This window comes from Desulfobaculum xiamenense (genome assembly GCF_011927665.1).
In the GTDB taxonomy this organism is placed as follows: Bacteria; Desulfobacterota; Desulfovibrionia; order Desulfovibrionales; family Desulfovibrionaceae; genus Desulfobaculum; species Desulfobaculum xiamenense.
This window is the reverse complement of record NZ_JAATJA010000005.1, coordinates 31,824-54,463: the sequence shown is the minus strand read 5'-3', so window position 1 is coordinate 54,463 and position 22,640 is coordinate 31,824. Positions and strand designations below refer to the sequence as shown.

At 63.5% G+C, this 22,640-nt stretch carries 19 protein-coding genes and 3 tRNA genes; 13 read left to right on the top strand and 9 right to left on the bottom strand.

Annotated elements, in window-relative coordinates:
* Positions 1 to 63: 63 nt before the first annotated feature.
* Positions 64 to 537: a cyclic nucleotide-binding domain-containing protein gene (locus tag GGQ74_RS15355; protein ID WP_167942483.1), complete on the top strand. Its 474-nt coding sequence runs from the start codon at positions 64 to 66 to the stop codon at positions 535 to 537.
* Between the two features lie 40 nt (positions 538 to 577).
* Positions 578 to 1,330, top strand: coding sequence for a DUF3108 domain-containing protein (locus GGQ74_RS15350; RefSeq protein ID WP_167942482.1), 753 nt, complete (start codon positions 578 to 580; stop codon positions 1,328 to 1,330).
* Between the two features lie 9 nt (positions 1,331 to 1,339).
* Here GGQ74_RS15350 and GGQ74_RS15345 read toward each other — a convergent pair whose 3' ends face one another.
* On the bottom strand, positions 1,340 to 1,558 hold the full coding sequence (locus GGQ74_RS15345; RefSeq protein WP_167942481.1) for a hypothetical protein: 219 nt from the start codon (positions 1,556 to 1,558) through the stop codon (positions 1,340 to 1,342).
* A gap of 47 nt (positions 1,559 to 1,605) precedes the next feature.
* On the bottom strand, positions 1,606 to 2,433 hold the full coding sequence (locus tag GGQ74_RS15340) for a tetratricopeptide repeat protein (RefSeq protein WP_167942480.1): 828 nt from the start codon (positions 2,431 to 2,433) through the stop codon (positions 1,606 to 1,608).
* Between the two features lie 233 nt (positions 2,434 to 2,666).
* On the opposite strand from GGQ74_RS15340, the gene GGQ74_RS15335 reads away from it, so the two are divergent.
* Positions 2,667 to 5,378 (top strand): PAS domain S-box protein, encoded by a 2,712-nt coding sequence (locus GGQ74_RS15335; protein ID WP_167942479.1) that lies wholly within the window; start codon positions 2,667 to 2,669, stop codon positions 5,376 to 5,378.
* Positions 5,379 to 5,490: 112 nt separating this feature from the next.
* Here the strand turns inward: GGQ74_RS15335 and GGQ74_RS15330 are convergent.
* From GGQ74_RS15330 to GGQ74_RS15315, 4 genes are all read right to left on the bottom strand, one after another.
* A tRNA-Arg gene (locus tag GGQ74_RS15330) sits at positions 5,491 to 5,567 on the bottom strand.
* Between the two features lie 209 nt (positions 5,568 to 5,776).
* A tRNA-Arg gene (locus GGQ74_RS15325) sits at positions 5,777 to 5,853 on the bottom strand.
* Between the two features lie 84 nt (positions 5,854 to 5,937).
* Positions 5,938 to 6,432: a DUF3124 domain-containing protein gene (locus GGQ74_RS15320; protein ID WP_167942478.1), complete on the bottom strand. Its 495-nt coding sequence runs from the start codon at positions 6,430 to 6,432 to the stop codon at positions 5,938 to 5,940.
* Positions 6,433 to 6,562: 130 nt separating this feature from the next.
* Positions 6,563 to 6,639 (bottom strand) — tRNA-Arg (locus tag GGQ74_RS15315).
* Positions 6,640 to 6,816: 177 nt separating this feature from the next.
* Here GGQ74_RS15315 and GGQ74_RS15310 point away from each other — a divergent pair.
* The 9 genes from GGQ74_RS15310 to dxs all read left to right on the top strand — a co-directional run bounded on the left by GGQ74_RS15310 (position 6,817) and on the right by dxs (position 16,520).
* The gene (locus tag GGQ74_RS15310) at positions 6,817 to 7,530 is read left to right on the top strand and encodes a phosphoadenosine phosphosulfate reductase family protein (protein ID WP_167942477.1); all 714 of its coding nucleotides are present in this window, start codon (positions 6,817 to 6,819) and stop codon (positions 7,528 to 7,530) included.
* 128 nt (positions 7,531 to 7,658) lie between these two features.
* Positions 7,659 to 8,756 carry a flavodoxin-dependent (E)-4-hydroxy-3-methylbut-2-enyl-diphosphate synthase gene (ispG, locus tag GGQ74_RS15305; RefSeq protein WP_167942476.1) on the top strand — a complete coding sequence of 366 codons (1,098 nt, stop codon included), beginning with the start codon at positions 7,659 to 7,661 and terminating at the stop codon, positions 8,754 to 8,756.
* Positions 8,757 to 10,514 carry a proline--tRNA ligase gene (locus GGQ74_RS15300; protein WP_167942475.1) on the top strand — a complete coding sequence of 586 codons (1,758 nt, stop codon included), beginning with the start codon at positions 8,757 to 8,759 and terminating at the stop codon, positions 10,512 to 10,514.
* A 1-nt stretch (position 10,515) separates the two neighbouring features.
* Positions 10,516 to 11,124, top strand: coding sequence for a LysE family translocator (locus GGQ74_RS15295; RefSeq protein WP_167942474.1), 609 nt, complete (start codon positions 10,516 to 10,518; stop codon positions 11,122 to 11,124).
* 10 nt (positions 11,125 to 11,134) lie between these two features.
* Positions 11,135 to 12,535 carry an exodeoxyribonuclease VII large subunit gene (xseA, locus tag GGQ74_RS15290; RefSeq protein ID WP_167942473.1) on the top strand — a complete coding sequence of 467 codons (1,401 nt, stop codon included), beginning with the start codon at positions 11,135 to 11,137 and terminating at the stop codon, positions 12,533 to 12,535.
* On the top strand, positions 12,535 to 13,431 hold the full coding sequence (locus GGQ74_RS16445) for a M23 family metallopeptidase (protein ID WP_167942472.1): 897 nt from the start codon (positions 12,535 to 12,537) through the stop codon (positions 13,429 to 13,431). The genes xseA and GGQ74_RS16445 overlap by 1 nt, the downstream gene beginning before the upstream one ends.
* A gap of 4 nt (positions 13,432 to 13,435) precedes the next feature.
* On the top strand, positions 13,436 to 13,669 hold the full coding sequence (gene xseB / locus GGQ74_RS15280) for an exodeoxyribonuclease VII small subunit (protein ID WP_167942471.1): 234 nt from the start codon (positions 13,436 to 13,438) through the stop codon (positions 13,667 to 13,669).
* A complete protein-coding gene (locus GGQ74_RS15275) occupies positions 13,656 to 14,558 on the top strand; it encodes a polyprenyl synthetase family protein (RefSeq protein ID WP_425338096.1) in 903 nt (300 codons plus the stop codon). The genes xseB and GGQ74_RS15275 overlap by 14 nt, the downstream gene beginning before the upstream one ends.
* 51 nt (positions 14,559 to 14,609) lie before the next feature.
* Entirely contained in the window at positions 14,610 to 16,520 is a 1,911-nt protein-coding gene (gene dxs / locus GGQ74_RS15270) for a 1-deoxy-D-xylulose-5-phosphate synthase (RefSeq protein ID WP_167942470.1), read from the top strand.
* A gap of 60 nt (positions 16,521 to 16,580) precedes the next feature.
* On the opposite strand, the gene GGQ74_RS16545 is transcribed toward dxs, so the two are convergent.
* Complete coding sequence (locus GGQ74_RS16545; protein WP_167942469.1) at positions 16,581 to 18,956, bottom strand: ATP-binding protein; 2,376 nt, start codon at positions 18,954 to 18,956, stop codon at positions 16,581 to 16,583.
* A 120-nt stretch (positions 18,957 to 19,076) separates the two neighbouring features.
* On the opposite strand from GGQ74_RS16545, the gene GGQ74_RS15260 reads away from it, so the two are divergent.
* Positions 19,077 to 19,706, top strand: a complete 630-nt coding sequence (locus GGQ74_RS15260) for an FMN-dependent NADH-azoreductase (protein ID WP_167942468.1) — start codon at positions 19,077 to 19,079, stop codon at positions 19,704 to 19,706.
* A gap of 107 nt (positions 19,707 to 19,813) precedes the next feature.
* On the opposite strand, the gene GGQ74_RS15255 is transcribed toward GGQ74_RS15260, so the two are convergent.
* A complete protein-coding gene (locus GGQ74_RS15255; RefSeq protein WP_167942467.1) occupies positions 19,814 to 21,604 on the bottom strand; it encodes a long-chain-fatty-acid--CoA ligase in 1,791 nt (596 codons plus the stop codon).
* 272 nt (positions 21,605 to 21,876) lie between these two features.
* Positions 21,877 to 22,593 (bottom strand): SPOR domain-containing protein, encoded by a 717-nt coding sequence (locus tag GGQ74_RS15250; protein ID WP_167942466.1) that lies wholly within the window; start codon positions 22,591 to 22,593, stop codon positions 21,877 to 21,879.
* Positions 22,594 to 22,640 lie beyond the last annotated feature (47 nt).

The window sequence follows — 22,640 nt, the reverse complement described above, 5'->3', positions numbered from 1 at the left end:
GTGGGGTGCGAAATGGGGCCTGACGTAGCGCCGAAGAGGCGACGACGGCGAGGGAGGTGCGTGATGCAGATTGACGAGCGGGGAATGGAGCGCTTTGTCGTCTCTGATCCTGGGGGCGATGTGATCGAGAGGCTTGGCGATATCCCGTTCTTCGAGGTCTTCGCGGCGTCCGAGGCGCGGCAAAAGGTGCTGGCCAGCGGGGCGTGGCTGCGCTGCCCAGCCGGGGAGCGTGTCGTGCGCGAGGGCGAGGCCGGGCATGATTTCTTCGTGGTGGTGGAGGGGCGTGTGCGCATCGCCAAGGGCGGCCGCCCTCTCGACGAACTGACCCGTGGGGCCGTGTTTGGCGAGATGGGGGCGCTCATGCATGAGCCGCGTACCGCCGACGTCGAGACTGTGGAGCCGAGCCTGCTGTTTCGGATGCATGTGACGGCCCTGTCCGGTCTCGACCTGTCCGTGGTCTTTCCGCTCATGGTTCATTTCTATCGCATTGCGGCGCGTCGCCTTGCCCGTGCGGACAGTCGGCTTGCCATGGTCTAGGTGCGCCGGGTTTGCGCGGTGCCTGGCCTGCGCGTGCGCGGTGGCGCTTGTCGCTGCGCTGTGGCTGGTGCCCTGCGCCCGTGCCGGGGACTGCGGCGGCGTGTCCGAACGTCTTGAATTCTACTTGCATTGGGGGCCGCTGCCCGTAGGTTCCGCCACGCTGGAGACCAGCGCCGTCGACGGGGTGTGCGGGGGCTGCCGGGTGACGCTTCAGGCCCGTTCCAACGCGCTGGCGGACATGTTCGCGAAGGTGCGTGATCGGGTGGAGTCCGAGTCCCGCGACGGGTTCGCGCGCTCGTGCCGTTATGCGCGACAGGTGCGTGAGGGGCGTGTGCAAAGCGGGTTCGAGACGTGGTTCGATGTCGAGGGGACGGGGAGCGTCCGGCACGACGAGAACGGCGACGTGACGCGGCGCGAGGATGTGGGCGCGGTGTCCGATCCGCTGGCGGTACTGTATCTTCTACGCCGGGCGGTCGGCGGAGGTGGGGATGTGTTTGGTGCCCGTGTGTCTGACGGCCTGCGGGACGACGACATGGCCGTTGTCCGCATGGGGCGCGAGCGCATCCGTACCCGTGGCGGTTGGCGCGACGCCGAGCTTTTCGCCGTGCGTATGGCTGGGCTGGATGGACCGTTCGTGCCGTGGGGGGATGGCGAATGGCTCATCTGGGCGAGTGGGGATCAACTGCGCCTGCCGCTTCGCATTCGCGTTCAGGCCGTGGTTGCCGGGTTTGCCGGGCATTTCACCGCAGAGCTGGTGCGGGTGGAACGCTTGGGGCGGGCGCAGCCGTTTTGAGGCGAGGCCTCACTCTCCCCGCGCGATGAGTTGTGCCACGGTGTCGTGGTCGTCCGGGTAGCGCAGTCCGGTGGGGGTCACGATGATGCTCGGGTCCATCATGTCCGAGCGGGAGTCGTCCATGGGCAGGATGATCCAGCCCGTTCCGCGTTCCTTGCCGACGACCATGTCGCGGCCTTCTTCCTTGGCCGTGCGCCATGCACGAGCGATGCTCGCCTTAAGATCCATGCGTTCGATCCGTTGTGTCTGGAATGAGTGATGTGGCCAGCGCGGGGCTAGGCTGTCCTATCCATGATGGCCCGCGCCTCGTCGAGCGAGGGGTCGGCCTCTAGGGCGCGGCGGGCGTAGTCGTAGGCCTCGTCGCGCTTTCGCCACGCGAGGTAGAGCTTGCTTAAGTTGAGCAGGGTGATGGGGTGGTTGCCGAATTGGCGTAGCGCGTCCTTGTAGACGGCCTCCGCCTTGGCGAACTCGCCCATGCCCAGATAGGCGTGCACGCAGTGCTGATAGGCCTCGCTATCCCCGGGGAAGCGGCTGCGGCTTTCCTCAAGAATTTCGGCAGCCTCTGGGAAAAGCTCCGCGGCGAGCATGCGTTTGCCCACGTCGGTCACTACGCCGGGTTCGTCGCCAAACTCTTCGGCAACACGGCGCAGGTAGGCCTTTCCGCGAGGCGTTTCGCCGGAGTCGAGGCACTGCTGTCCCTTGTCCAGAAGCTCCTTTCGGCGCGCATCGCGCTGGAGTTCGTGGCGCTCCACCTTTTCCCGCTCCATGTCCTCAAGGCGCGTACCGAAGATCTCAAGCCTGCTGGCGATCATCTCGTGATTGCCGTTCACGAACTTCAGGTAGGGTCTGGCGCGCATCTTCATGCGCGAGAGGATGAGCAGGATGCCTGGCGTGTTGCTGAACTTGTCGCAGAATTCCTCGAGCATGAAGCGCAGTTCGATCTTCTGCTGGCCGACGACGGTAGTGCATGCTGGGACGAGCGCAAAGGCGGTCCGGGCGGCGTCCACCGCCTTCAGGAAGTCGTTCTTGTTCAAATGGTTCGAGGCTCGCGCGATGTTGCGTTTGACGCGCTGGAAAGGTGTGCCGATCGGGTCGCTGTGCATTGTCGTAGTCGCCTGAAATGTATGGTGAAGCAAGAGCGTTTTCCCCGGATGGGAAACGAGCCGCTGACTTTTTTCTATCCCAGCGTCGGGCGAAAGGCAATGTTTGACGGCCATCCGTGTTGTCGAGCGTTTTGGTTTGCGATACAACTTGTTCGATAGAATCGGGTGCTCGGTTCGGAACATGCGGTTGGTGCATGCCGACTTGACGATTTCTCCGCTCGGAGGCTCACCGGATGGATTATTTTCCCTGGCCGGTCTTCATTCGCCGTCACGGCGGTTGGAGTGGTTTCATTGCGTTTTGTGCCGCGTGCGTTATCGTTTCGACGATCCTGCCCTGCGCCGCTTCGTCCGATCTTCAGGGGCGGCGGGCGGTGCTCTTCCTGCATTCCTACCATCCGTCGCTGTGGACCGAGAACATCATGCGCGGGTATCGCGAGGTGCTCGACGACTTCGGCGATCTGGACGTGTTCGTCGAGTATATGGACACCAAGCGCGACCACAGCCCCGCTTATCTGCATGCCTTGCGGGATGCCTATTACCGCAAATATCGTCGAACGCGCTTCGCAGTGGTCCTCGTTTCAGACAACACGGCGCTTCGTTTTGCCGTGGAGCATGGCCGTACGCTGTTTCCGGACGCCGCCATCGTCTTCTGCGGGGTGAACGGATACTCGCCTGAAATGCTCGGCACTGCGGGCAACGTGACCGGCGTTGTCGAGCGCGTGGAGTATTCGGAAACGTTGCACCTTGCCCGTCGACTTTTGCCGGATGTCGCGTGGGTCTACGTGATTGCGGACCGGACCCCGACCGGCGAGATAAATCTCGAAGCCTTTATGGACGTGGTGGCGCAGGAGCATTCCGATCTTCCCGTTCTGCTGCTGCGCGATGTCACTGTGGGCGATCTGCGGGCGCGCATTCCGGAACTTCCGCGCGATTCCTTCGTGTTCTTTCTTTCGTTTTGGAAGGATATGGTCGGCGATGATGTCTCGCAGGAGCAGATTTCGGCCATTCTCCGAACGAGTCCCGTGCCGGTCTTCGACAGGACGGAATTGCTCATTGGGCGGGGTGTGCTTGGCGGCAAGTGCGCTTGCGGATACGAGCAGGGACGGGCTGCGGCGCGGCTGGCGGCCCGAATCCTCGGCGGGGAATCGCCTGCGAACATCCCCGTGGTTGGAGATGTCGCCGGCGTGTTTACCTTCGATTACGCCCAATTGCATCGTTATGGTCTGGCCGAGGCCGATCTTCCCGCCGGTTCGCGCATCATCGGTCGGCCGCCGGACGAGGTGCGCATCAAGCGGGCGGCGGCGTTCATGTTCGGCGGCACACTCGGGCTGGCCGTGGTCATGACCTTTGTTCTTTCGACATCAGTCATCATTCTTCGCCGCTCGCGAGCGGCCGTGATGTACGAGCGCGACCGGTCCGCCGATCTCATCGCGCGAACTCCGGCCGTCATTTGCGGTGTCGCGCCCGACGGCACGACGAATTTCATCAATCCCTTCGGCGAACAGGTGACCGGGTGGACCACGGAGCAGCTTGTCGGGCGCAACTGGTGGGACACGTTCTACCCCGGTGATGAGCGGGCGCAGATCGACAGACTCTTCGAGCGGATGGAAGGCGGCGATGTGGGCGGATATGAAATGGTGCTGACCACGGCGGACGGAATGCGGCGCACCGTCGTCTGGACGTCCATGAATCGCTACGGGCCGCGTGGCGATCTTGTCGAGATTGTCGGCTTCGGGGATGACGTGACGGAACGGCGGGCCGCACGAAAGGCGCTCAGCGAGAGTGAGGCCCGCTACCGTCTGCTGTTCGAATCCGCGCACGACGCCATTCTCATCGTGCGCGGAGGGCGTATCGTCGATTGCAACAGCAGTGCGCAGCGGCTGTTTGGGCTTGATTTCGAGGAGCTTGTGGGGCGTACGCCAGCATCGCTTTCGGTTCGTAGGCAGCCCGGAGGCGAGTTGTCCTCCGTGCGCGCTGGCGAGCTGTTCGACATGGCCGAGCGCGGCGAGGCGTGCGTTTTTGATTGGGAGCATGTGCGCGCGGACGGAACTTCCTTCGAGGCGGAGGTTTCGCTCGCGGGATATGCGGTGGGCGACGGAAAGTATGTGCAGGCCATTGTGCGTGATGTCACCGAAGCGCGGCGCATGCGAGACATGATGGTCCAGAACGAGAAGATGCAGGCGCTTGGGGGGCTGGCTGCGGGTATGGCGCATGAGCTGAACAATCCGCTGGGGGCCATCCTCCAGAGCGCCCAGAATGTGGAGCGCAGGCTGTCCGATGCTGTGAAGGGCAATCTGATTGCCGCCGAACGGGTGGGGGTGGGCTTGCCGCAGGTGCGGGCCTATTTGTACGAGCGGGGGATTTTCCGCATGCTCGACGGTATACGCGATGCCGGGAATCGAGCGGCGGGAATCGTGCGCGGGATGCTGGAGCTTGGCGACGTGGGGGCTATCCGGCTTGAGCCGTGCGACCTCGCGGAATGCGTGTCGCGTTCGCTGGAGCTGGTCGCTACGGACGAGAGCCTTGCGCGGCAGGTGGATTTTTCCATGGTTCGTGTGGAGCGCGAGAATGGGGCGGGCGTGGAGTGCGTGCCCTGCGTGCGGGCCGACATCGAACAGGTGGTCCTGAACCTGTTGCGCAATGCCGCACAGGCCGTCGCCAGCGTGCCGGAGCCTGTCATCGGCGTGTGCACGCGCAAGGAAGGGAATTTTGCCGTCATCGAGGTTGAGGACAATGGTCCCGGCGTTCCCGAGAGTGAGCGCAGGCGCGTCTTCGAGCCGTTCTACACCACGCGCTCGCCGGGAGATGGGACTGGGCTTGGCCTTTCCGTGTCGTACTTCATCGTCACGCGCAAGCATGGCGGGGAGTTGCGTGTGGAGGACGCCGGGCCGGGGGCGCGCTTCGTGGTGCGGCTCCCTCTCGTCGGCGGGGTGTGTTTAGAATGATGAGCGGTGTGCGGTTCTGTGCGCGGCGTGCCGGGCGGGTGGCGTGATGGCGTGCATTTAGGACGTTGAACATAAAAAAGCCCCGAAGCTGATGCTTCGGGGCGGATTTTCGTGGTGGGCCCGGCAGGATTCGAACCTGCGACCTACTGGTTCGTAGCCAGGCACTCTATCCAGCTGAGCTACGGGCCCACGTCGTTGGCGCGAAAGGGGATTTAGGCGTTTCGCCCCTCGCCGTCAAGAACTTTTGTGAAACAATTTCGCAACGAGGCAATTTTCTGCACGTGAGGTTCGCGAGGCTCAGTGTAGGGGTGCCCGCCCGGTTGATGCATCGCGAACACGCCATTCTGGACGTCGAACATGAAAAAGCCCCGAAGCTGATGCTTCGGGGCGGACTTTCGTGGTGGGCCCGGCAGGATTCGAACCTGCGACCTACTGGTTCGTAGCCAGGCACTCTATCCAGCTGAGCTACGGGCCCACGTCGTTGGCGCGAAAGGGGATTTAGGCGTTTCACCCCTCGCCGTCAAGAACTTTCTGAAAAAACATGGAAGGGCGACGCAGATCACCTCTTGGTGCCGTCGCGCTCCGCGATGACTCGTCCCTCGCACAGGAAGGAGATGCCAAGGCTCGATTCCGTGCTGATCATGAGCGTTTCGACGATGGGGTTGGTCACCTGCTTGTCGGAAGTCCACTCCACGATGAAATTCGCGCCGGAGCCGCCCTGCGTATCCTTGAGGGCGACGATGAACTCGCGCGTGGCCATCGAGCCCACGGAGACGGGCTCGGGCAGGTAGTTGCGCACGAGGTTGCCGTCCGTGTCGTAGTATTTCACGGCGGTCAGGGTGATGGTCTCGCGGGGGTTGGTGTTTCGCACGCTGAGCATGGTGGTGAGCTGGACGCTTCGGTTCTTCATGCCGTGGTAGATGTGCGAGTAGCTCGGCACGTAGATGGTCTGGCCGCGGCTTTTGCCGAGGAAATCTTCGGCCATGGCCGGACTGGCCGTCAGAAAGGCGGCGAGAATGAGGAGCGCAAGGACTGAACGGAATACGTGAAGCATCGTAGCCTCGCTTGATGGCTGGTTTTCGGAAGCGAGGCAAGAGTATCAGCGGTGGCGGCGCTTGTCACTGGCTGCGCGGGGGCGGAAAATGAAAAAGCCTCGAAGCGGTTGCTTCGAGGCTGTACTTGCGTGGTGGGCCCGGCAGGATTCGAACCTGCGACCTACTGGTTCGTAGCCAGGCACTCTATCCAGCTGAGCTACGGGCCCACGTCGTTGGCGCGAAAAGGTGTGTATGGTTTTCCGTCTTCACCGTCAAGCGCTTTTTTTCGAAAGGTGGAAAAATCCCCGCTTCTTCGGTCCCTGCCGGGTTGTCGGCGGCGGGCCGCTGCGCTATCCCTGTGCCTGCGCCGCAAGGCGCGAATACCGAACAGAGGATATGTCGTTATGAAGACGAGTCTACCGCAACTGGAGCGCACTGCCAAGACGCTTGCCGAAAAGGCTGAGGCCTGTGTGGCCTTCATGCGCTCCATGGCGGAGTTGGCCGCGCCGGAGGAGATTGCCGTGGCATGGACCGGCGGCAAGGATTCCACGGTGGCCCTTGCCCTGTGGCGGGAGTGTCTGCGCAGTTATGCGCCGGGAGCGCCGCTGCGGGCGGTGAATATCGATACCGGATGCAAGTTTCCCGAGGTCATCGCCCTGCGCGACGAGGTGGCCCGACAGTGGGACGTGGAGCTTGTCGTGGCGCGGCCCGAGGTCGAACTGGCCGGGTATCCGCTGGCCGTGGACAAGGTGGCCTGCTGTCGTGATCTCAAGGTCCGTCCGCTACAGCGCGCGCTGGCCGAAAACGGCGTGCGGGTGCTGTTTACCGGCATCCGTGCCGACGAGCACGCGTCCCGGCAGGAGAGGCCATGCGTCGAGCGGCGGGAACATCCTGAGCATCTGTTGGCGCATCCCGTGTTGGCATTCACGGAGATGGACGTGTGGGCATATATCATTGATAAAGCTCTCCCATACTGCTCGCTCTACGCCGATGGCTACCGTTCGCTCGGCTGCATGCCCTGCACGCGCAGGTCGGACGCTTCGGAACCGGAACGCGCCGGGCGTGATCAGGACAAGGAAGCCAAGCTGGAGATGCTGCACAGTCTCGGCTACTTTTGAATGCATGCGCGAATCGGTTCGCGGTGCACAGTGGCGCGGGGTTCGGACCGGGATGCGGTGCCGTGCGGGCCTTGGCTTGCGGAGGGAAATCGTATAACAAGTGTACGCTTCCAAGGAGGCGCATGAGCATGGAACAGGCAGTCCTGCCCGCGCGGCGTCGGTCGCGCGTGATTCGGGTGGGAAATGTGGCCATTGGCGGGGATAATCCCGTGGTGGTCCAGAGCATGGCGAATACCGACACGCGTGACGTGGCGGCCACCCTTGCGCAGATCGAATCCCTCGCCGCGGCGGGGTGCGAGATCGTGCGGCTGGCCGTGCTGGACGACGACGCTGTCCGCGCGCTGGCTGAAATCCGCAAGCGCGTCAGCGTTCCCCTCGTGGCGGATATCCACTTCGACCATCGGCTGGCCCTTGGGGCGGTGGATGCCGGAGTGGACGGTCTGCGCATCAACCCCGGCAACATCGGAGACGAGCACGCCGTGGACGCCGTGGTGCGCGCCGCCAGTGCGGCATGCGTGCCCATCCGCATTGGCGTCAACTCCGGCTCCGTGGAGAAGGGGCTTTTGCGGCGTTTCGGCGGTCCCACGCCGGAGGCCATGGTCGAAAGCGCCCTTGGTCACGTGCGCCTGCTGGAGGAGCGCGATTTCCACGACATCAAGATTTCCATCAAGTCGTCATCGGTGCTGAACACGGTGGCCGCGTATCGGCTGCTGGCAACCCGTTGCGACTATCCGCTGCATATCGGCGTGACTGAGGCCGGGACGCTCATCCGGGGCACGGTCAAGTCGTCCGTCGGCCTTGGTTTGCTTCTGGCCGAGGGCATCGGCGACACCATGCGCGTCTCGCTGACCGGCGATCCGGTGGACGAGATGGGCGTGGCGTGGGAAATTCTGCGTTCGCTGGGCCTTCGGGCCCGTGGGCCCGAGATCGTGTCCTGCCCCACCTGCGGGCGTACGGAGATTGATCTCGTTGGCCTCGCGCAGGAGGTGGAGCGCCATCTGCGCCACGTGACCGAAGTGTTCACCGTGGCGGTGATGGGCTGTGTGGTCAACGGTCCCGGCGAGGCCCGCGAAGCCGACATCGGCATCGCCGGGGGCCGTGGATTGGGCATCATATTCCGCAAGGGCGAGGTGATCCGCAAGGTTCGCGGCAACGAGAACCTTGTTCCCGTGTTCCTTGAGGAACTGGATAGATTTCTCTCAGAAAGACGAAGCGAGGAAAACTGAATGCGTTTCAGCAAAATGTATGTTCCCACACTGAAGGAAGCCCCCGGCGACGCCGAGGTCATAAGCCACAAGCTGCTTGTGCGCGCGGGCATGATCCGCAAGCTCACCTCCGGCATCTACACCTTCCTGCCCCTTGGCCTGCGTAGCCTGAACAAGGTTGCCGCCATCGTGCGCGAGGAGATGGAGCGCGCCGGTGCGCAGGAAATTTTCATGCCCTCCGTGCAGCCGGGCGACCTGTGGAAGGAAACCGGCCGTTGGGAGTTCTACGGCAAGGAGCTTCTGCGCTTTCAGGACCGCAATGGCCGTGACTACTGCCTCGGACCCACGCATGAGGAGGTCGTCACCGACCTGCTGCGCGGCGAGGTGAAGTCCTACCGTCAGCTGCCCATCAACGTGTTCCAGATTCAGACCAAGTTCCGCGACGAGATCCGTCCCCGCTTCGGTCTGATGCGTGGCCGCGAGTTCCTGATGAAGGACGGCTACTCCTTCGACGCCGACGACGCCGGTGCCGACGAGTCCTACAAGGGCATGTTCGAGGCCTACAAGCGCATCTTCTCGCGCCTCGGCATGCGTTTTCGTCCCGTCGATGCTGACTCCGGCTCCATCGGCGGCAGCTTCTCGCACGAGTTCATGGTGCTGGCCGACACCGGCGAGGATACCATCGCCGTGTGTCACGGCTGCGAATATTCCGCCAACCTCGAAAAGGCCGTGGTCCGTTGCGGGCAACCTGCCTGCACCGCCGAGTGCCCCGCCATCGAGGAAGTCGCCACTCCCGGCAAGCACACCGTGGAAGAGGTTGCCGAGTTCCTGGGCGTGCCCGCCGAGCGTCTCGTGAAGACCCTGCTTTACGTGGTGGATGGCGCTCCCGTGGCCGTACTCGTGCGTGGTGACCGCGAACTCAACGAGGTCAAGCTCAAGAACGCCCTTGGCGCGCAGGAAGAGCCGGTGATGGCCAGCCCCGAGCAGGTCGTCGCATGGACCGGCGCTCCCGTCGGCTTCGCCGGACCGGTGGGCCTCAAGGTGGAGCGCATCCTCGCGGACAACGAGCTGCTCGCCGCCAATGACTATGTTGCCGGTGCCAACAAGGCCGAGACGCACATCCTGCACCTCGACCTTGCCCGCGACGCCAAGATTGAGACCTTCACCGACCTGCGCATGATCACCGAGTCCGACCCCTGCCCCGTGTGCGGTGGTCGTATCGAGCTGACCAAGGGAATCGAGGTCGGTCACGTGTTCAAGCTTGGCACCAAGTACTCCAAATCCATGAACGCGACCTTCCTTGACGAGAACGGCAAGGAGCAGACGATGATCATGGGCTGCTACGGCATTGGCGTGTCCCGCGTCGTTGCGGCCTGCATCGAGCAGAACCACGACGAGGACGGCATCGCCTTCCCGCCGCCCATCGCGCCCTTCGAGGCCGTTGTGCTGTGCCTCGACCCCCGCAAGGAGGACATTCTGGGCAAGGCTGAGGAAATCTACGGCATGCTCCGCAGCTGGGGCATGGACGTGCTCCTCGACGACCGCGACGAGCGTCCCGGCGTGAAGTTCAAGGACGCCGACCTCATCGGCATGCCCATGCAGATCGTCGTGGGCGGTAAGGGCCTCAAGAACGGCATCGTGGAGGTCAAGGACCGTCGTAGCGGCGAGAAGTCCGAACTCTCCATCGAGAACCTCGAACGCGAACTCCTCGAATGGCGCAAGTGCGTGTGGGCCGGTTGGGGCCTTGCCAATTGCGATGAAACCGAGGAGTGCAGATAACATGACCGCCGCCGGGCTTCTCGCGCTTGCCGCAGCGCTGTTCGTCATGTCCGCCACGCCGGGACCGGCCATCATGGCCGTCCTGGCGCGGGGCATGGCCCATGGTCTGCGTCCCACGCTGGTCTTTGGGCTGGGTATCGTGGCGGGCGACCTGTGCTACCTCGGGTTCGCCATGGGCGGACTCGGGGTGGTGGCGCGAGAGCTCGGCTGGCTGTTTGCCGTCATCCGCTGGGCAGGCGCGGCCTATCTCGTGTGGATGGGGCTGTGCTGCCTGCTTCGCCCGCCAGCGCGCCCCGTCGCCGTGTCCGCCGCGCCGTGTCGGAGCCGGAATTTCCTTTCCGGGCTGGCGCTGACCCTTGGCAACCCCAAGGTCATCGGCTTCTATTGCGGATTCCTGCCCGCCTTCGTGGACCTTTCGGCCCTGACGCCCACGGACGGCCTGCTCGCCGCCTGTGTGGTGGGCGTGGTGGTCTATGCGGTGGTCGTCGCCTATGCGTGGCTGGCCGCCGGAGGCCGCAGGCTTTTTTCGTCCGGCCGGGCATGGCGCAATGCCAACCGCACCGCCGGTGCCGTGATGATCGGCGCGGGCGCGGCCGTGGCTGCGGAGTAGGGAGGCTGGCGTGCCGCACATCTTCGGCGTATCCGAACTCACCTTCGCGGTCCGCGATGTGCTGGAAAGCCAGTTCCCCTTCGTGTGGGTGCGGGGGCAGGTGGGCAATCTCACCCGCCCCGGCAGCGGGCATATCTACTTCACCCTGCGTGACGAGAACGCCCAACTGTCCGTGGTCTGGTTTCGCGGCAGCCAGCGCATCATCGAGCGCGGCGGCGTGGACCCGCTGACCGGCGAGGTGCACGAGAACGGCTATCGGCCGAGTCTTGCCGAAGGGCAGGAGGTCGTGTGCGCCGGGCGGCTCAACGTCTACGCTCCTCGCGGCCAGTACCAGCTCGTTGCCGAACTGGTGCAGGATCAGGGCGTGGGGCGTCTGCACGCGGAGTTCGAGGCCCTCAAGGCCAAGCTGGCCGGGTTGGGCTACTTCGACCCCTCTCGCAAGATGAGCCTGCCGTGGCATCCCGCACGGGTGGCAGTGATCACTGCGCCCACCGGGGCGGCCATTCGCGATTTCCTGCGCATTGCCGCCGAACGCGGATGGGGTGCGCAGATCCGCATCCATCCCGTGCTGGTGCAGGGCGATCAGGCTCCGGCCCAGATTGCGCATGCCCTTGCGCAGGTGGACGCCGACGACTGGGCCGATGTGGTCGTGCTCATTCGTGGCGGCGGTTCCCTTGAGGACTTGTGGGCCTTCAATACCGAACCCGTGGCCGACGCCATCTTCAATTGTCGCCTTCCGGTGCTTTCCGGCGTAGGGCACGAGGTGGACACGACCATCGCGGATTTCGTTGCGGATTTGCGGGCGGCGACGCCATCGCATGCCGCCCAGTTGCTGTGGCCTGAACGGGCGGCTTTGGTGCAGCAGGTGGACGCCCTCGACATCGCCTTGCAGCGGGCCGCTGGGCGGGCGCTTGGCGCGGCCGACGAACGGCTGGGCAATCTTGAGAAGGCGCTGGCGTGGCTGTCGCCGGCACGGCGCGTGGAGCATTGGCTGGAACGGTTCACCGATGCCGCCCGTGCGCTGGAGCAGGCCATGCGCGTTCAGCTGGACCGCAGGGCCGAGGTCATTTCGCGCGCGGAGACAGCGTTGCCCCGAGCCTTCGGGCCCGAGGCGCTGGCGCGTCGGCGCGACGGCATCGACGCCTTGGTGCATCGGCTGGAGCTTGCCGCAGCGGGACAGGTACGCACGCGGGCGCAGGCCTTGGCCCTTGCCGAGGCACGCCTTGACGCAGTGGACCCAGAGAAGCCGCTGACGCGTGGATATGGTTTGGTGACCGTGGAACGCACGGGACGCTTTTTGCGCAGCGTGGATGAGATAGGCCCCGGCGAGCGCGTGACCATTCGCGTTCGCGATGGACGCGTCGGAGCCGACGTGACCGATACGGTCAGGGACATTCAGGAAACGGAATAATGAATAGACGAAATTTTCTGGCATTGGCCCCCGGCGTCGCCGCATGGTGTGTCGCCCCGGGAGCGGCGTATGCCGCCGCGTCGCCCGCTGTGGACGCCGTGGACAGTGTGGGCATCGGATGCGCCTTTTTCGTGCGCCTTGCCTCGCCCGTGGAGGCGAAGGCCGTGCGCGTGTCGTGGCTTGGTGAGACCTTTTCTCCGGTTCTGCGCCCCGAGGCCGCAGGCTACGGAACGTGGGTGGCGCTGGCTGCGGACCTGACGACCAAGCCCGGGCGCAAGGCGCTGGACGTGGCCTTCGAGCTGCCCGGCGGAACCCGCGCCGTGCGGCGCGACGTGACCGTCGTGACCCGCAAGTATCCTGAGCAGCATCTCACGGTGGCCAAGAAGATGGTCCACCCGGCCCCCAAGGCGCTAGAACGTCACAAACTTGAGCGCGAGGCGGTGCAGCGCGTGCTGGCTCGCAGGTCCGGTGAGCGCTTCTGGGAGACGCCCTTCGTGCGGCCTGTTCCGGGAGGCGTGTCGAGCGATTTCGGCCTGCGTCGCGTCTTCAACGGCGAGCCGCGCGCCCCGCATCGCGGGGTGGACCTGCGCGGAGCGGCCGGTTCTGCCATCAATGCCTTTGCCGCCGGTGAGGTGGCCCTCGTGGCGGACCATTACTTTTCCGGCAATGTCGTGTACATCGATCATGGACAGGGAATGATCAGCATGTACTGCCACATGTCGGCCTTCGGCGTGCGTGAGGGGCAGTTCGTCTCCGCCGGGCAGGAGATCGGCAAGGTCGGCTCCACGGGCCGTGTGACCGGTCCGCATCTGCATTTCGGCCTGTCGGTCATGGGGCACATGGTGGACCCGATGCCCCTGTTCGAGGGCGCAGGCGTTCCGAACACGCAAGGATGACAGCATGGCGAAAAGAAAGGATGATTTCGAGGCGCAGCTCTTGAGGTTGCAGCAGATCGTGCAGGAACTCGAAGGTGGTGAACAACCGCTGGAAAGAGGCGTCGCCCTGTTCAGGGAGGGCGTGGAGTTGGCCAAGGCCTGCCGCAAGCGGCTGGAGGAGGCCCGAAACGAGGTCAGCCTGCTCACCGCGGACGGACTCAAGGAATTTCAAACGGAAGATGACGATGACGCAGCATAGAATGGTGGACGCGAAGAAGACCCTTGGCAACTACGGACAGGCCGTCAACGATTACCTTGAGACCTGCCTTGCGGATCGCGGCATCATGGACCGACTCCGCGAGTCGATGGAATACAGCCTGCTTGCAGGCGGAAAAAGGCTTCGCCCCGCGCTGTGCCTCGCATGGGCCGCGCATTTCGGGCTGGATTTCAATGTGACCATGCCCTTTGCGTGCTCCATCGAGCTGATCCACACCTATTCTCTCATCCACGACGACCTTCCCGCCATGGACGATGACGACCTGCGGCGCGGTAAGCCGTCCAACCATCGCCAGTTCGACGAGGCTACGGCCATTCTGGCCGGTGACGCACTTCTGACCGAGGCCTTCGGGCTGATGCTCAACACCCGTGGCGTTGCCGCCGAGCGCGTGTTGCAGGCTGCGGCTGTCGTCGCGTACGGGGCGGGTGCCAATGGCATGGTCGGCGGCCAGATGCTCGACATGGCGCTGACCGGGAAGGCGGGCGTGGAGCTTGCCGAATTGCAGCGCATGCATTCCCTGAAGACCGGTGCGCTCATCACCGCGTCGTGCCTGTCCGGTGCCATTCTCGCTGGAGCGACGGACGACGACCTTGCCAACGTCATCGCCTACGGCAAGCACGTGGGCATGGCTTTCCAGATCGTGGACGACATTCTCGACGTGGTCGGCGACGAGAAGGAACTCGGCAAGCCTGTCGGCAGTGACGAGGGGCAGGGCAAGAACACCTACCCGAGTCTTGTCGGCCTCGACGAAAGCCGCGACATGGCCGTGCAGGTCATTGCCGAAGCCTGTCTGGCCATCCGGGGATATTCCGGCACGCAGGCGGATTTCCTTCGGTCTTTGGCGGAGTATATTGTCCAGCGCGCCAACTGATCTTCCGACATTTCAAACAGCGCAACCAAGCGTGACGGACAAGGAGTCGGCATGGATGCCACCCAGCTACAGGAAAAGACGGTTCTCTCCGGCATAGAGCGTCCCACGGACGTGCAGCAGCTTTCTTCGCCGGAGCTGATTCAGCTTGCCGGTGAACTGCGCCGGCTGATCATCGATACCGTGGCCACCACCGGCGGCCACCTTGCCCCGTCGCTTGGCGTGGTTGAACTGACGCTGGCCCTGCTTCGCGCCTTCGACCCCAGCCGGGACAAGATCGTGTGGGACGTGGGGCATCAGGCCTACGTCTACAAGATCCTCACCGGACGGCGTGACCGCTTCGGCACGTTGCGCAGCCTTGGCGGCATCAGCGGATTCCCGAAGATGTCCGAGAGCGCGTACGACCATTTCGGCGTGGGGCACTCCTCCACGTCCATCTCCGCCGCCCTTGGCATGGCCTGCGGCCGCGACCTCAAGGGGCGCGACAACCGCGTGGTGGCCGTCATTGGCGACGGCTCCATGACCGCCGGGCAGGCCTACGAGGGCCTCAATCAGGCTGGCGGCCTGCACAGCGATATGATCGTCGTCCTCAATGACAACGAGATGTCCATCTCGCGCAATGTGGGTGCGCTGTCCTCGTTCTTCTCGCGCAACCTGACCAAAAGTTGGGTGGTGCGCTTCAAGAAGGACGTGGAAAGCATCCTCAAGTCCGTGCCCAAGATCGGCGAAGACCTCGCGACCTACGCCCGCAAGTCCGAGGAGGCGTTCAAGCACTTCTTTACGCCGGGCATGCTGTTTGAGGCCTTCCGTTTCAACTACCTCGGCCCCTTCGACGGCCACAACATCGACCTCATGACCAGCGTGTTCGAGCAGGTGAAGAAGCTGTCCGGACCGGTGCTCGTGCATGTGCTGACCAAGAAGGGCAAGGGGTACCAGCCCGCCGAGGACAACCCGACCTATTTCCACGGCGTGGGCTGTTTCGAGCCGGAAACCGGCCTCGCCCGCAAGTTCGGCGGATGCAGCCTGCCCTCGTACACGGACGTCTTCGGCCAGACCCTGTGCCGCATGGCCGAGGAGGACCAGTCCATCATCGCCATCACCGCCGCCATGCCCGAAGGAACGGGATTGGACCGCTTCCGCGAGCGCTTCCCGGACCGCTTCGTGGACGTGGGCATCTGCGAGCAGCACGCGGTGACCTTCGCGGCCGGTCTGGCCACCGAGGGCTTCAAGCCCGTGGTCGTCATCTATTCCACGTTCATGCAGCGCTCCTACGATCAGATCGTGCACGACGTCTGTCTCCAGAACCTGCCGGTTGTGCTTTGTCTCGACCGCGGCGGTCTGGTGGGCGAGGACGGCCCCACGCATCATGGCGCGTTCGACATGAGCTACCTTCGTCACATTCCGAACCTCGTATTCATGGCTCCGGCGGACGAGGCCGAACTTCAGCGCATGCTGGTGACGGCTATTCGGCATGACGGCCCGGTGGCGCTGCGCTATCCGCGCGGCGTCGGACTGGGTACGCCCACCGTTGAGAAGCCCGAGCCGTTGCCCCTTGGTGAGGGATGCCTGCTGCGCGACGGAACCGACGCGGTGGTCGTCGCCATCGGCAGCCGCGTGAATCCGTCGCTCGCCGCAGCAGAGGAGTTGGAGCGCGAAACCGGGGCGAGCGTCGCCGTGTTCAACGCGCGTTTCATCCGGCCCATGCCCGAGGCTCAGCTTATCGAACTGGCTGGACGGTTCAGCAAGATGCTGCTGGTGGAGGAAAACGTACTTAAGGGCGGCTTCGGTTCCGGAGTGCTCGAAGTGCTTTCCGACAACGGCGCGCTGTCTGGCGTGACGGTGAAGCGCCTTGGCCTGCCGGACGGGTTCGTCGAGCACGGCAAGCAGAAGGAGCTGCGTGCGCGTCTGGGCATCGACAAGGTTGGCATTCGTCGAAATCTTGAGGAGCTGCTGGCCTCGGCCTAGAGCGAATGGAGCGGACTTTTTTCGGCCCCGTCGGGATATCCCGGCGGGGCTTTTTTGTGCTCATGGCGCGGTGGCGTCGTCCTTTCGCAGGCACTCCCCGAAGGGAAGGGTGATGACAAAGGTGGCACCCTGCCCCGGGGCGGATGTGGCGCGGATGGTGCCACAGTGGTTATTCTCGATGATGTGGCGGGAGACGGACATTCCGAGCCCCGTTCCCTCGCCCATGCGCTTGGTGGTGAAGAAGGGATCGAAGAGATGAGTGAGTGTATCGGCGTCCATGCCGGGACCATTGTCGGAAATGGTGATGACGACATGTCCATCGTTACGCTTCGTGCCGAGCGAGAGGCGCGGTGCGTCTCCGGTGTGCTGGGCTGTCATGGCCTGCGTGGCGTTCTTGAAGATGTTCAGGAATACTTGGCCTATTTCCGAAGGCGAGCAGATCACGGGAGGGATGTCCCTTGCGTAGTCGGTCGTTATCTCGATTTTCTTGAAGTCATAGCGCTTGCTGAGGTCGTAGTCGTTGGCGGCGAGGGTGAGGGTGTCGTCGATGATGGCGTGGATGTCGTGTGGCGCGTGTTCGGATTCGCTACGGCGGCTGAAGTTCAGCATGTCGGAGGCGATGCGCGCCGCGCGTGCGCCGGATTCCTGAATGCCTCGGATCATGCGGATGACGCCCCGGCGTTCGAGGTAGTCGTGAACCGCTTCAAGGCTGGTGCCTGCGTCGGTTGCAGCCTTCTCGTTGGCGGACAGTCCGGGTGAGACTCGGCGCATGATGTTTTGCGCACCCTGCGTGATGGCCCCTAGCGGATTGTTGATCTCGTGCGCCATGCCTGCGGCCAGACCGCCAAGGCTCATCATCTTCTGGTTCTGGACCATCATGGCCTCGGTCAGCTTGCGTTCGGTGACGTCTCGCAGGAGTCCTTCCGTTGCGAAGGGGGTGCCTGCATCGTCGTAGAGCAGGTGAATGTTGCAGTCGCAGAGGAATACGGAACCGTCCTTGCGGCGAAAGGTCATTTCATAGCCGTAGAGGTCGCCCGTCTCCATGAGGCGCGAGAGCATTCGGTCCCTGTCGCGCGGGGAATTGTAGAGCGATTCCCGCACGTCGATGCCCTGCATCGTCTCGGGGCTGTCGTAGCCGAACATGTCGGCGAGGGCCTTGTTGGCCAGTTGCAGGGTGCCATTCATGCGGGTGAGGAAGTAGCCGTCGCGAATGTTTTCGAATATCCGGCGGAATTTCTCTTCGCTCTCGCGCAGGCGCAGTTCTGCGGCCCTGCGGCGGATGATGTTTGCCAGCAGAATGAGGATGACCGCCGTCTGGAGCGCGGTGAAGCCCGCTGCGGCCCAGATGTGGTACTTGTATTTCAGGTAGAAGGATTCCGGGCGATTGATGACGACGCTCCCCGGCGGCAGACGTTGTTCGTCGATGTGAAAGTGCTGCATGGCGTTCCAGTCGAGTACCGTCTGGGTTGGGCTTTCCGTGTACGGGGGAATCTTTTCGATGGGCGTGCCGCCGAGGATGCGGTCCAGCATCCGGGCCGCGTATGCGCCTTGCAGCCGTGCGCTGAGCAGTTCTCCGCCCACGGCACCAAGCCCGAGATAGGTGCCCACCACCGTATAGACGGGGATGTGTGGCGCGGAGTTCAGAATTTCGAAGGCTTCCTCCAGCGTGTACGAGCGGCCTTCGCGGTCGAGGAAGTAGGAGACGAAGATGATGACGGTATTGGGCGGTAGCGTGCCCAGCGAGTAACGGAGTTCCGCCCGCGTGAGGCCCGAGAGTTCCTCGTAGGTCACGGCCTGTTCCAGCGAGGACACGGCCCGCCACACGTCGTCGAGCATCAGACGGCCGGTGGTGGTGGCGTCGCTGACGGCCACGATCTTTCTCGTACCGGGGTGCAGGCGTAGGGCGAGTTCCACCGTGCCGCTGTAGTTGCGGCGTTCGACGATGCCGGTGACCATCGTGTCCCCGTGGACTCGCTCGGGAGAAAATTCGTTGATGCCACAGAAGACGACCGGAAGGTTCGGGAACAAGTCGGCGCGGTGCGCGAGCACGAAGTCGAGGGCGTTGTCGTCCGAGGTCAGGATGGCATCGAAATGTCTGGCCCCGTATTTCAGGGCAATGAGTTGTGCCATGTAGGAAAAGGCCTGCTGTACCGGGATGCGCTTCGAATCGAGATATTCGGTGAACAGTTCTGGCCGGGTGGATGAGGTCCGAAGAACGGAGTCCATGCCGTTCATGATGTCGTCCGACCACTGGTAGCCGCGGTGGTAGGAATTGAGGATGAGCACGTTCGGGCGGGAAAGCGTTTCCGCGTGAAGCTGGCCGGTCCACGCAATGACGCAGCCCGCCAGCGCGACGAGCGTGAGGACGGCGAGCGCAACTGACGTGGACCAGACTATGCGCCGGGCGTGTTGCGGGTTGGGCCGGGGATGTGGCACGAAGCCTCCGGTGCGATATTTGCCTTCTGCGCGAATGCTTTTGACAGACGTCGTTTTCCATTGTCATAACAGATTGGATGGGGATTGTAACCATGACCGATTGTCGTGAAGGAGGAGTCCATGAGTTCGCTTTTGTACGTCAAGGCCTCTCCGCGTGGAGGACGCTCCCATTCGCTGGCCGTGGCCGATGCGTTCGCCGCCGCGTGGCGGGATGCCAATCCCGGCGCCACCGTGACCACGAAAAATCTTTTCGATGCGGAACTTCCTGCCTTTGACGGCTTCGTGATTCAGGCCAAGTACAACATCATGCACGGGCGCGAGCATAGCCTCACCGAGCGCGAGGCGTGGGGGCGGGTGGAGGAGATTATCGACGAATTCAAGGCACATGATCGCTACCTCTTCGCCGTGCCCATGTGGAATTTTTCCATTCCCTACATCCTCAAGCAGTACATCGACATTATTGCCCAGCCGGGGCTGACTTTCGGCATGAAGGCGGACGGCTCGTACTTCGGCATGCTGGAAAAGCGCAGGGCCGCCGTGGTCTATGCGCGTGGGGGCGTCTACACTCCGGGGACCCCGGCCGAGGGGTACAACCACCAGTCCCCGTATCTGGAGATGATTCTTGGCTTCATGGGTGTGACCGACGTGCGTAGCGTGGCCGTGGAGGGGGCCCTCATGGGACCGGATGTGCGTGATGCCGCCCGGGCTGTGGCCATGGAAAAGGTGCGTGACCTTGTGGCTGAATTCTAGCGTTTGCGTTGAGCACGCCGAGGCGAGGCCGGATTGTGTGCATGAAAAAAGCCCCCGGACCGTTTGGTCCGGGGGCTTTTTTCATGCGTTTGGCGTGGGATTGCGGCTCAATCCCGGGGTTCGGTCTCCAGATCGGCCTCGGGAGAGGAGTCGTCGTCTCCCGCAGCGCCGGCACGGGCCTTGGCGGCCTGACGGGCCGCATGGCGTTCGGCCATGCGCTGCATCTTCTTCTCTTCCTCGGCGCGCAGGGCGCGGCGCAGCACCTTGCCGACCATGGTCTTGGGCAACTCGGGGCGGAATTCCACCTTGCGTGGCAGCTTGTACTTGGCAAGCTTCTGGCGGCACCACGAGATGACCTCGCTCTTGGTCATGGATTCCCCGTCCTTGAGCACCACGTAGACCTTGATGATCTCGCCGCGCGAGGGATGGGGGATGCCCACGGCCACCGCGTCCTTGATCTTGGGATGCTCGTAGAGCACCTCGTCGATCTCGCGGGGGTAGACGTTATAGCCGCTGGTGATGATGAGGTCCTTCTTGCGGTCCACGATGAAGAAGTAGCCGTCCTCGTCCATCATGGCGATGTCGCCGGTGTAGAGCCAGCCGTTGCGCACGGCGTTGGCCGTCTCGTCCGGGCGGTTCCAGTAGCCCTTCATGACCTGCGGTCCGCGGATGACCAGTTCGCCACGCTTGCCGGGCGCGAGGTTCAGCTCGCCGACCTCCATGTCCACGATGCGGGCATCGGTGGACGGGAAGGGCAGGCCGATGGAGCCGTACTTCTTCACGCCGCTTAGCGGGTTGAGATGCGTGACCGGCGAGGCCTCGGTGAGGCCGTAGCCTTCGATGATCTCGGCGCTGGTCATCTTCTTGAACTGTTCGAGCACCTCCACGGGGATGGCGGCGGAGCCGGACACGCAGTAGCGCACGGAGTCGAAGTCCGAGGGTTTCACATTCTTCTGGAGCAGCAGCGCGGAATAGATGGCCGGTGCGCCGGGGAAGATGGAAATCTTGCGCTTGTGCAGGGTGGTCAGCAGTTCCTGCGGGTCGAAGCGCGGCACGGGGACCATGGTCGCGCCGATGGACGTGGGCAGGTTGAGACAGGTGGTCAGGCCGTAGATGTGGAAGAAGGGCATGACCGCCACGAACGTCTCGTGGCTTTCGCCGAGGGCGTGCAGGATGGTCCGGCACTGCTGGACGTTGGCCGTCATGTTCTGATGGGTGATCATGACGCCCTTGGACACGCCGGTGGTGCCGCCGGTGTACTGCAACAGCGCGATGTCCTCGCGGGGGTCCGCCGGGGGACGGCTGATGCGCTCCTCGCCCTTCATGAGCGGCTTCCACGGGATGACGGTCTTGCCGTCGAAGGGAACGCCGGTGAACAAGCCCTTCTTGCGGGCGTTGAAGCCGTAGAGCAGATTCAGCGGGAAGGACAGGCAGTCCGGGATGCGGACCACGAGGAATTTCTTGACCGGCAGCTTGTCGCGGACTTCCTCGACCTTGGGCCAGAGGTGGTCCAGCACGATCATGGTCTGGCAATCCGCGTCGTTGAGCTGGTGGATGAGCTCCTTCTCCATGTACAGCGGATTGGTCATGACCACCGTGGCACCGGCCTTGAGGGCCGCCCAGTACGAGATGATGGTCTGCGGCAGGTTCGGGAGCATGATCGAGATGCGCTCGCCGGGCTGCACGCCGAGCGCGCGCAGATTGGCGGCCATGACCTCGGTCAAGTGGTGGAGCTTTTTGTAGGTGATGCTCCAGTTCTGGAAGACGATGGCCTTGCGCTTGGGGAAGCGCTTGGCCGCGCGGTCCAGATAGCCGAAAACTGGGATGGCCTCGTAGTCTATGGTATGGCTGACTTCCTTATCGTAGCTCTTCAGCCAGGGACGCGTCATTTCCTTCATGTTCGATCCTTGTGATCGGATTTGTTCGGTGTCCGTCCGGTACGGACGTGGACGATGCGAGTCGGTTTTCATAGTATGGATTCGACTCGAAGTGAAGTGCCTTATCGTTGCGTATGCAATGGAAAAACATTCCCTTCAAGTGACGGGGCAATGACACCGCGCAGGGGTGTACTCTGCCTTGGCCGCGCTGTGAAGGAAACTTTCGCCGCAGAAACAAGAAAAGCGGCCCCGCTCCTGTGGGAGCGGGGCCGCTTGGCGTCTGGCCGTGGTGACTAGCGGGCCTTGACGAGAGTCTTTTCCTTGAGCAGAGGCTTTTCGATGCCGAGCTGCCCAAGCTTTGCCTTGAGGTCGCGCGTGTCTTCGGGGGTGCCCTGAAAACTCACGATGACCCGGTGCCAGGTGGTTCCCTTGGCGTCGGCCTTCTCGATGCGCGAGGACAATCCCGCGCGGGCCAGCTTGTCCTGAAACTGCCGTGCGGCCTTGAGATCCTTGAGCGACGCCACCTGATAGGCGTAGCGGTAGGACTCCTCGGCCGGGGTCACGACGTGGACGGGCTTCTGTTCCGGAGCGGGGGCGGGCTTGGCCGTCTCGCGCACGGGTTCGGGCTTCACCGGGGCGGGGCGCTCCGGCGCCTTTTTCACCGCAGGCTTTTCGGGGCGCGATTCCTGCGCCTCTTCGGGTTTGCGGGACAGTTCCGAGTAGAAGTTCAATTCCTCGGGTTTGATGACCTCGGGCGTGGCGGGAGCCTGTTCCTCGGCCTGGGGCATGATGCGCTCCAGTTCGGGGACGGCTTTCTCGGGCTTGTAGCCACGACCCACCAGCACGCCCAGAATGAATATCCACGACAGGGCCACCAGCGTCAGCACGGACAGGGAGACGAGACCCGCAAGGGAGAAGGTGACGGTGTAGCGCTTGGGCTCCTTCACCGTATCCTTCTCGCGGGGTTCGTTCTTCGAGTCGTTGCCGTTCAGCTTGAGGCTCAGTGGCATGTTGCTTCTCCTCCTGTGGAGTCGCGCAGTTGTTCCGAAGCTCGGGG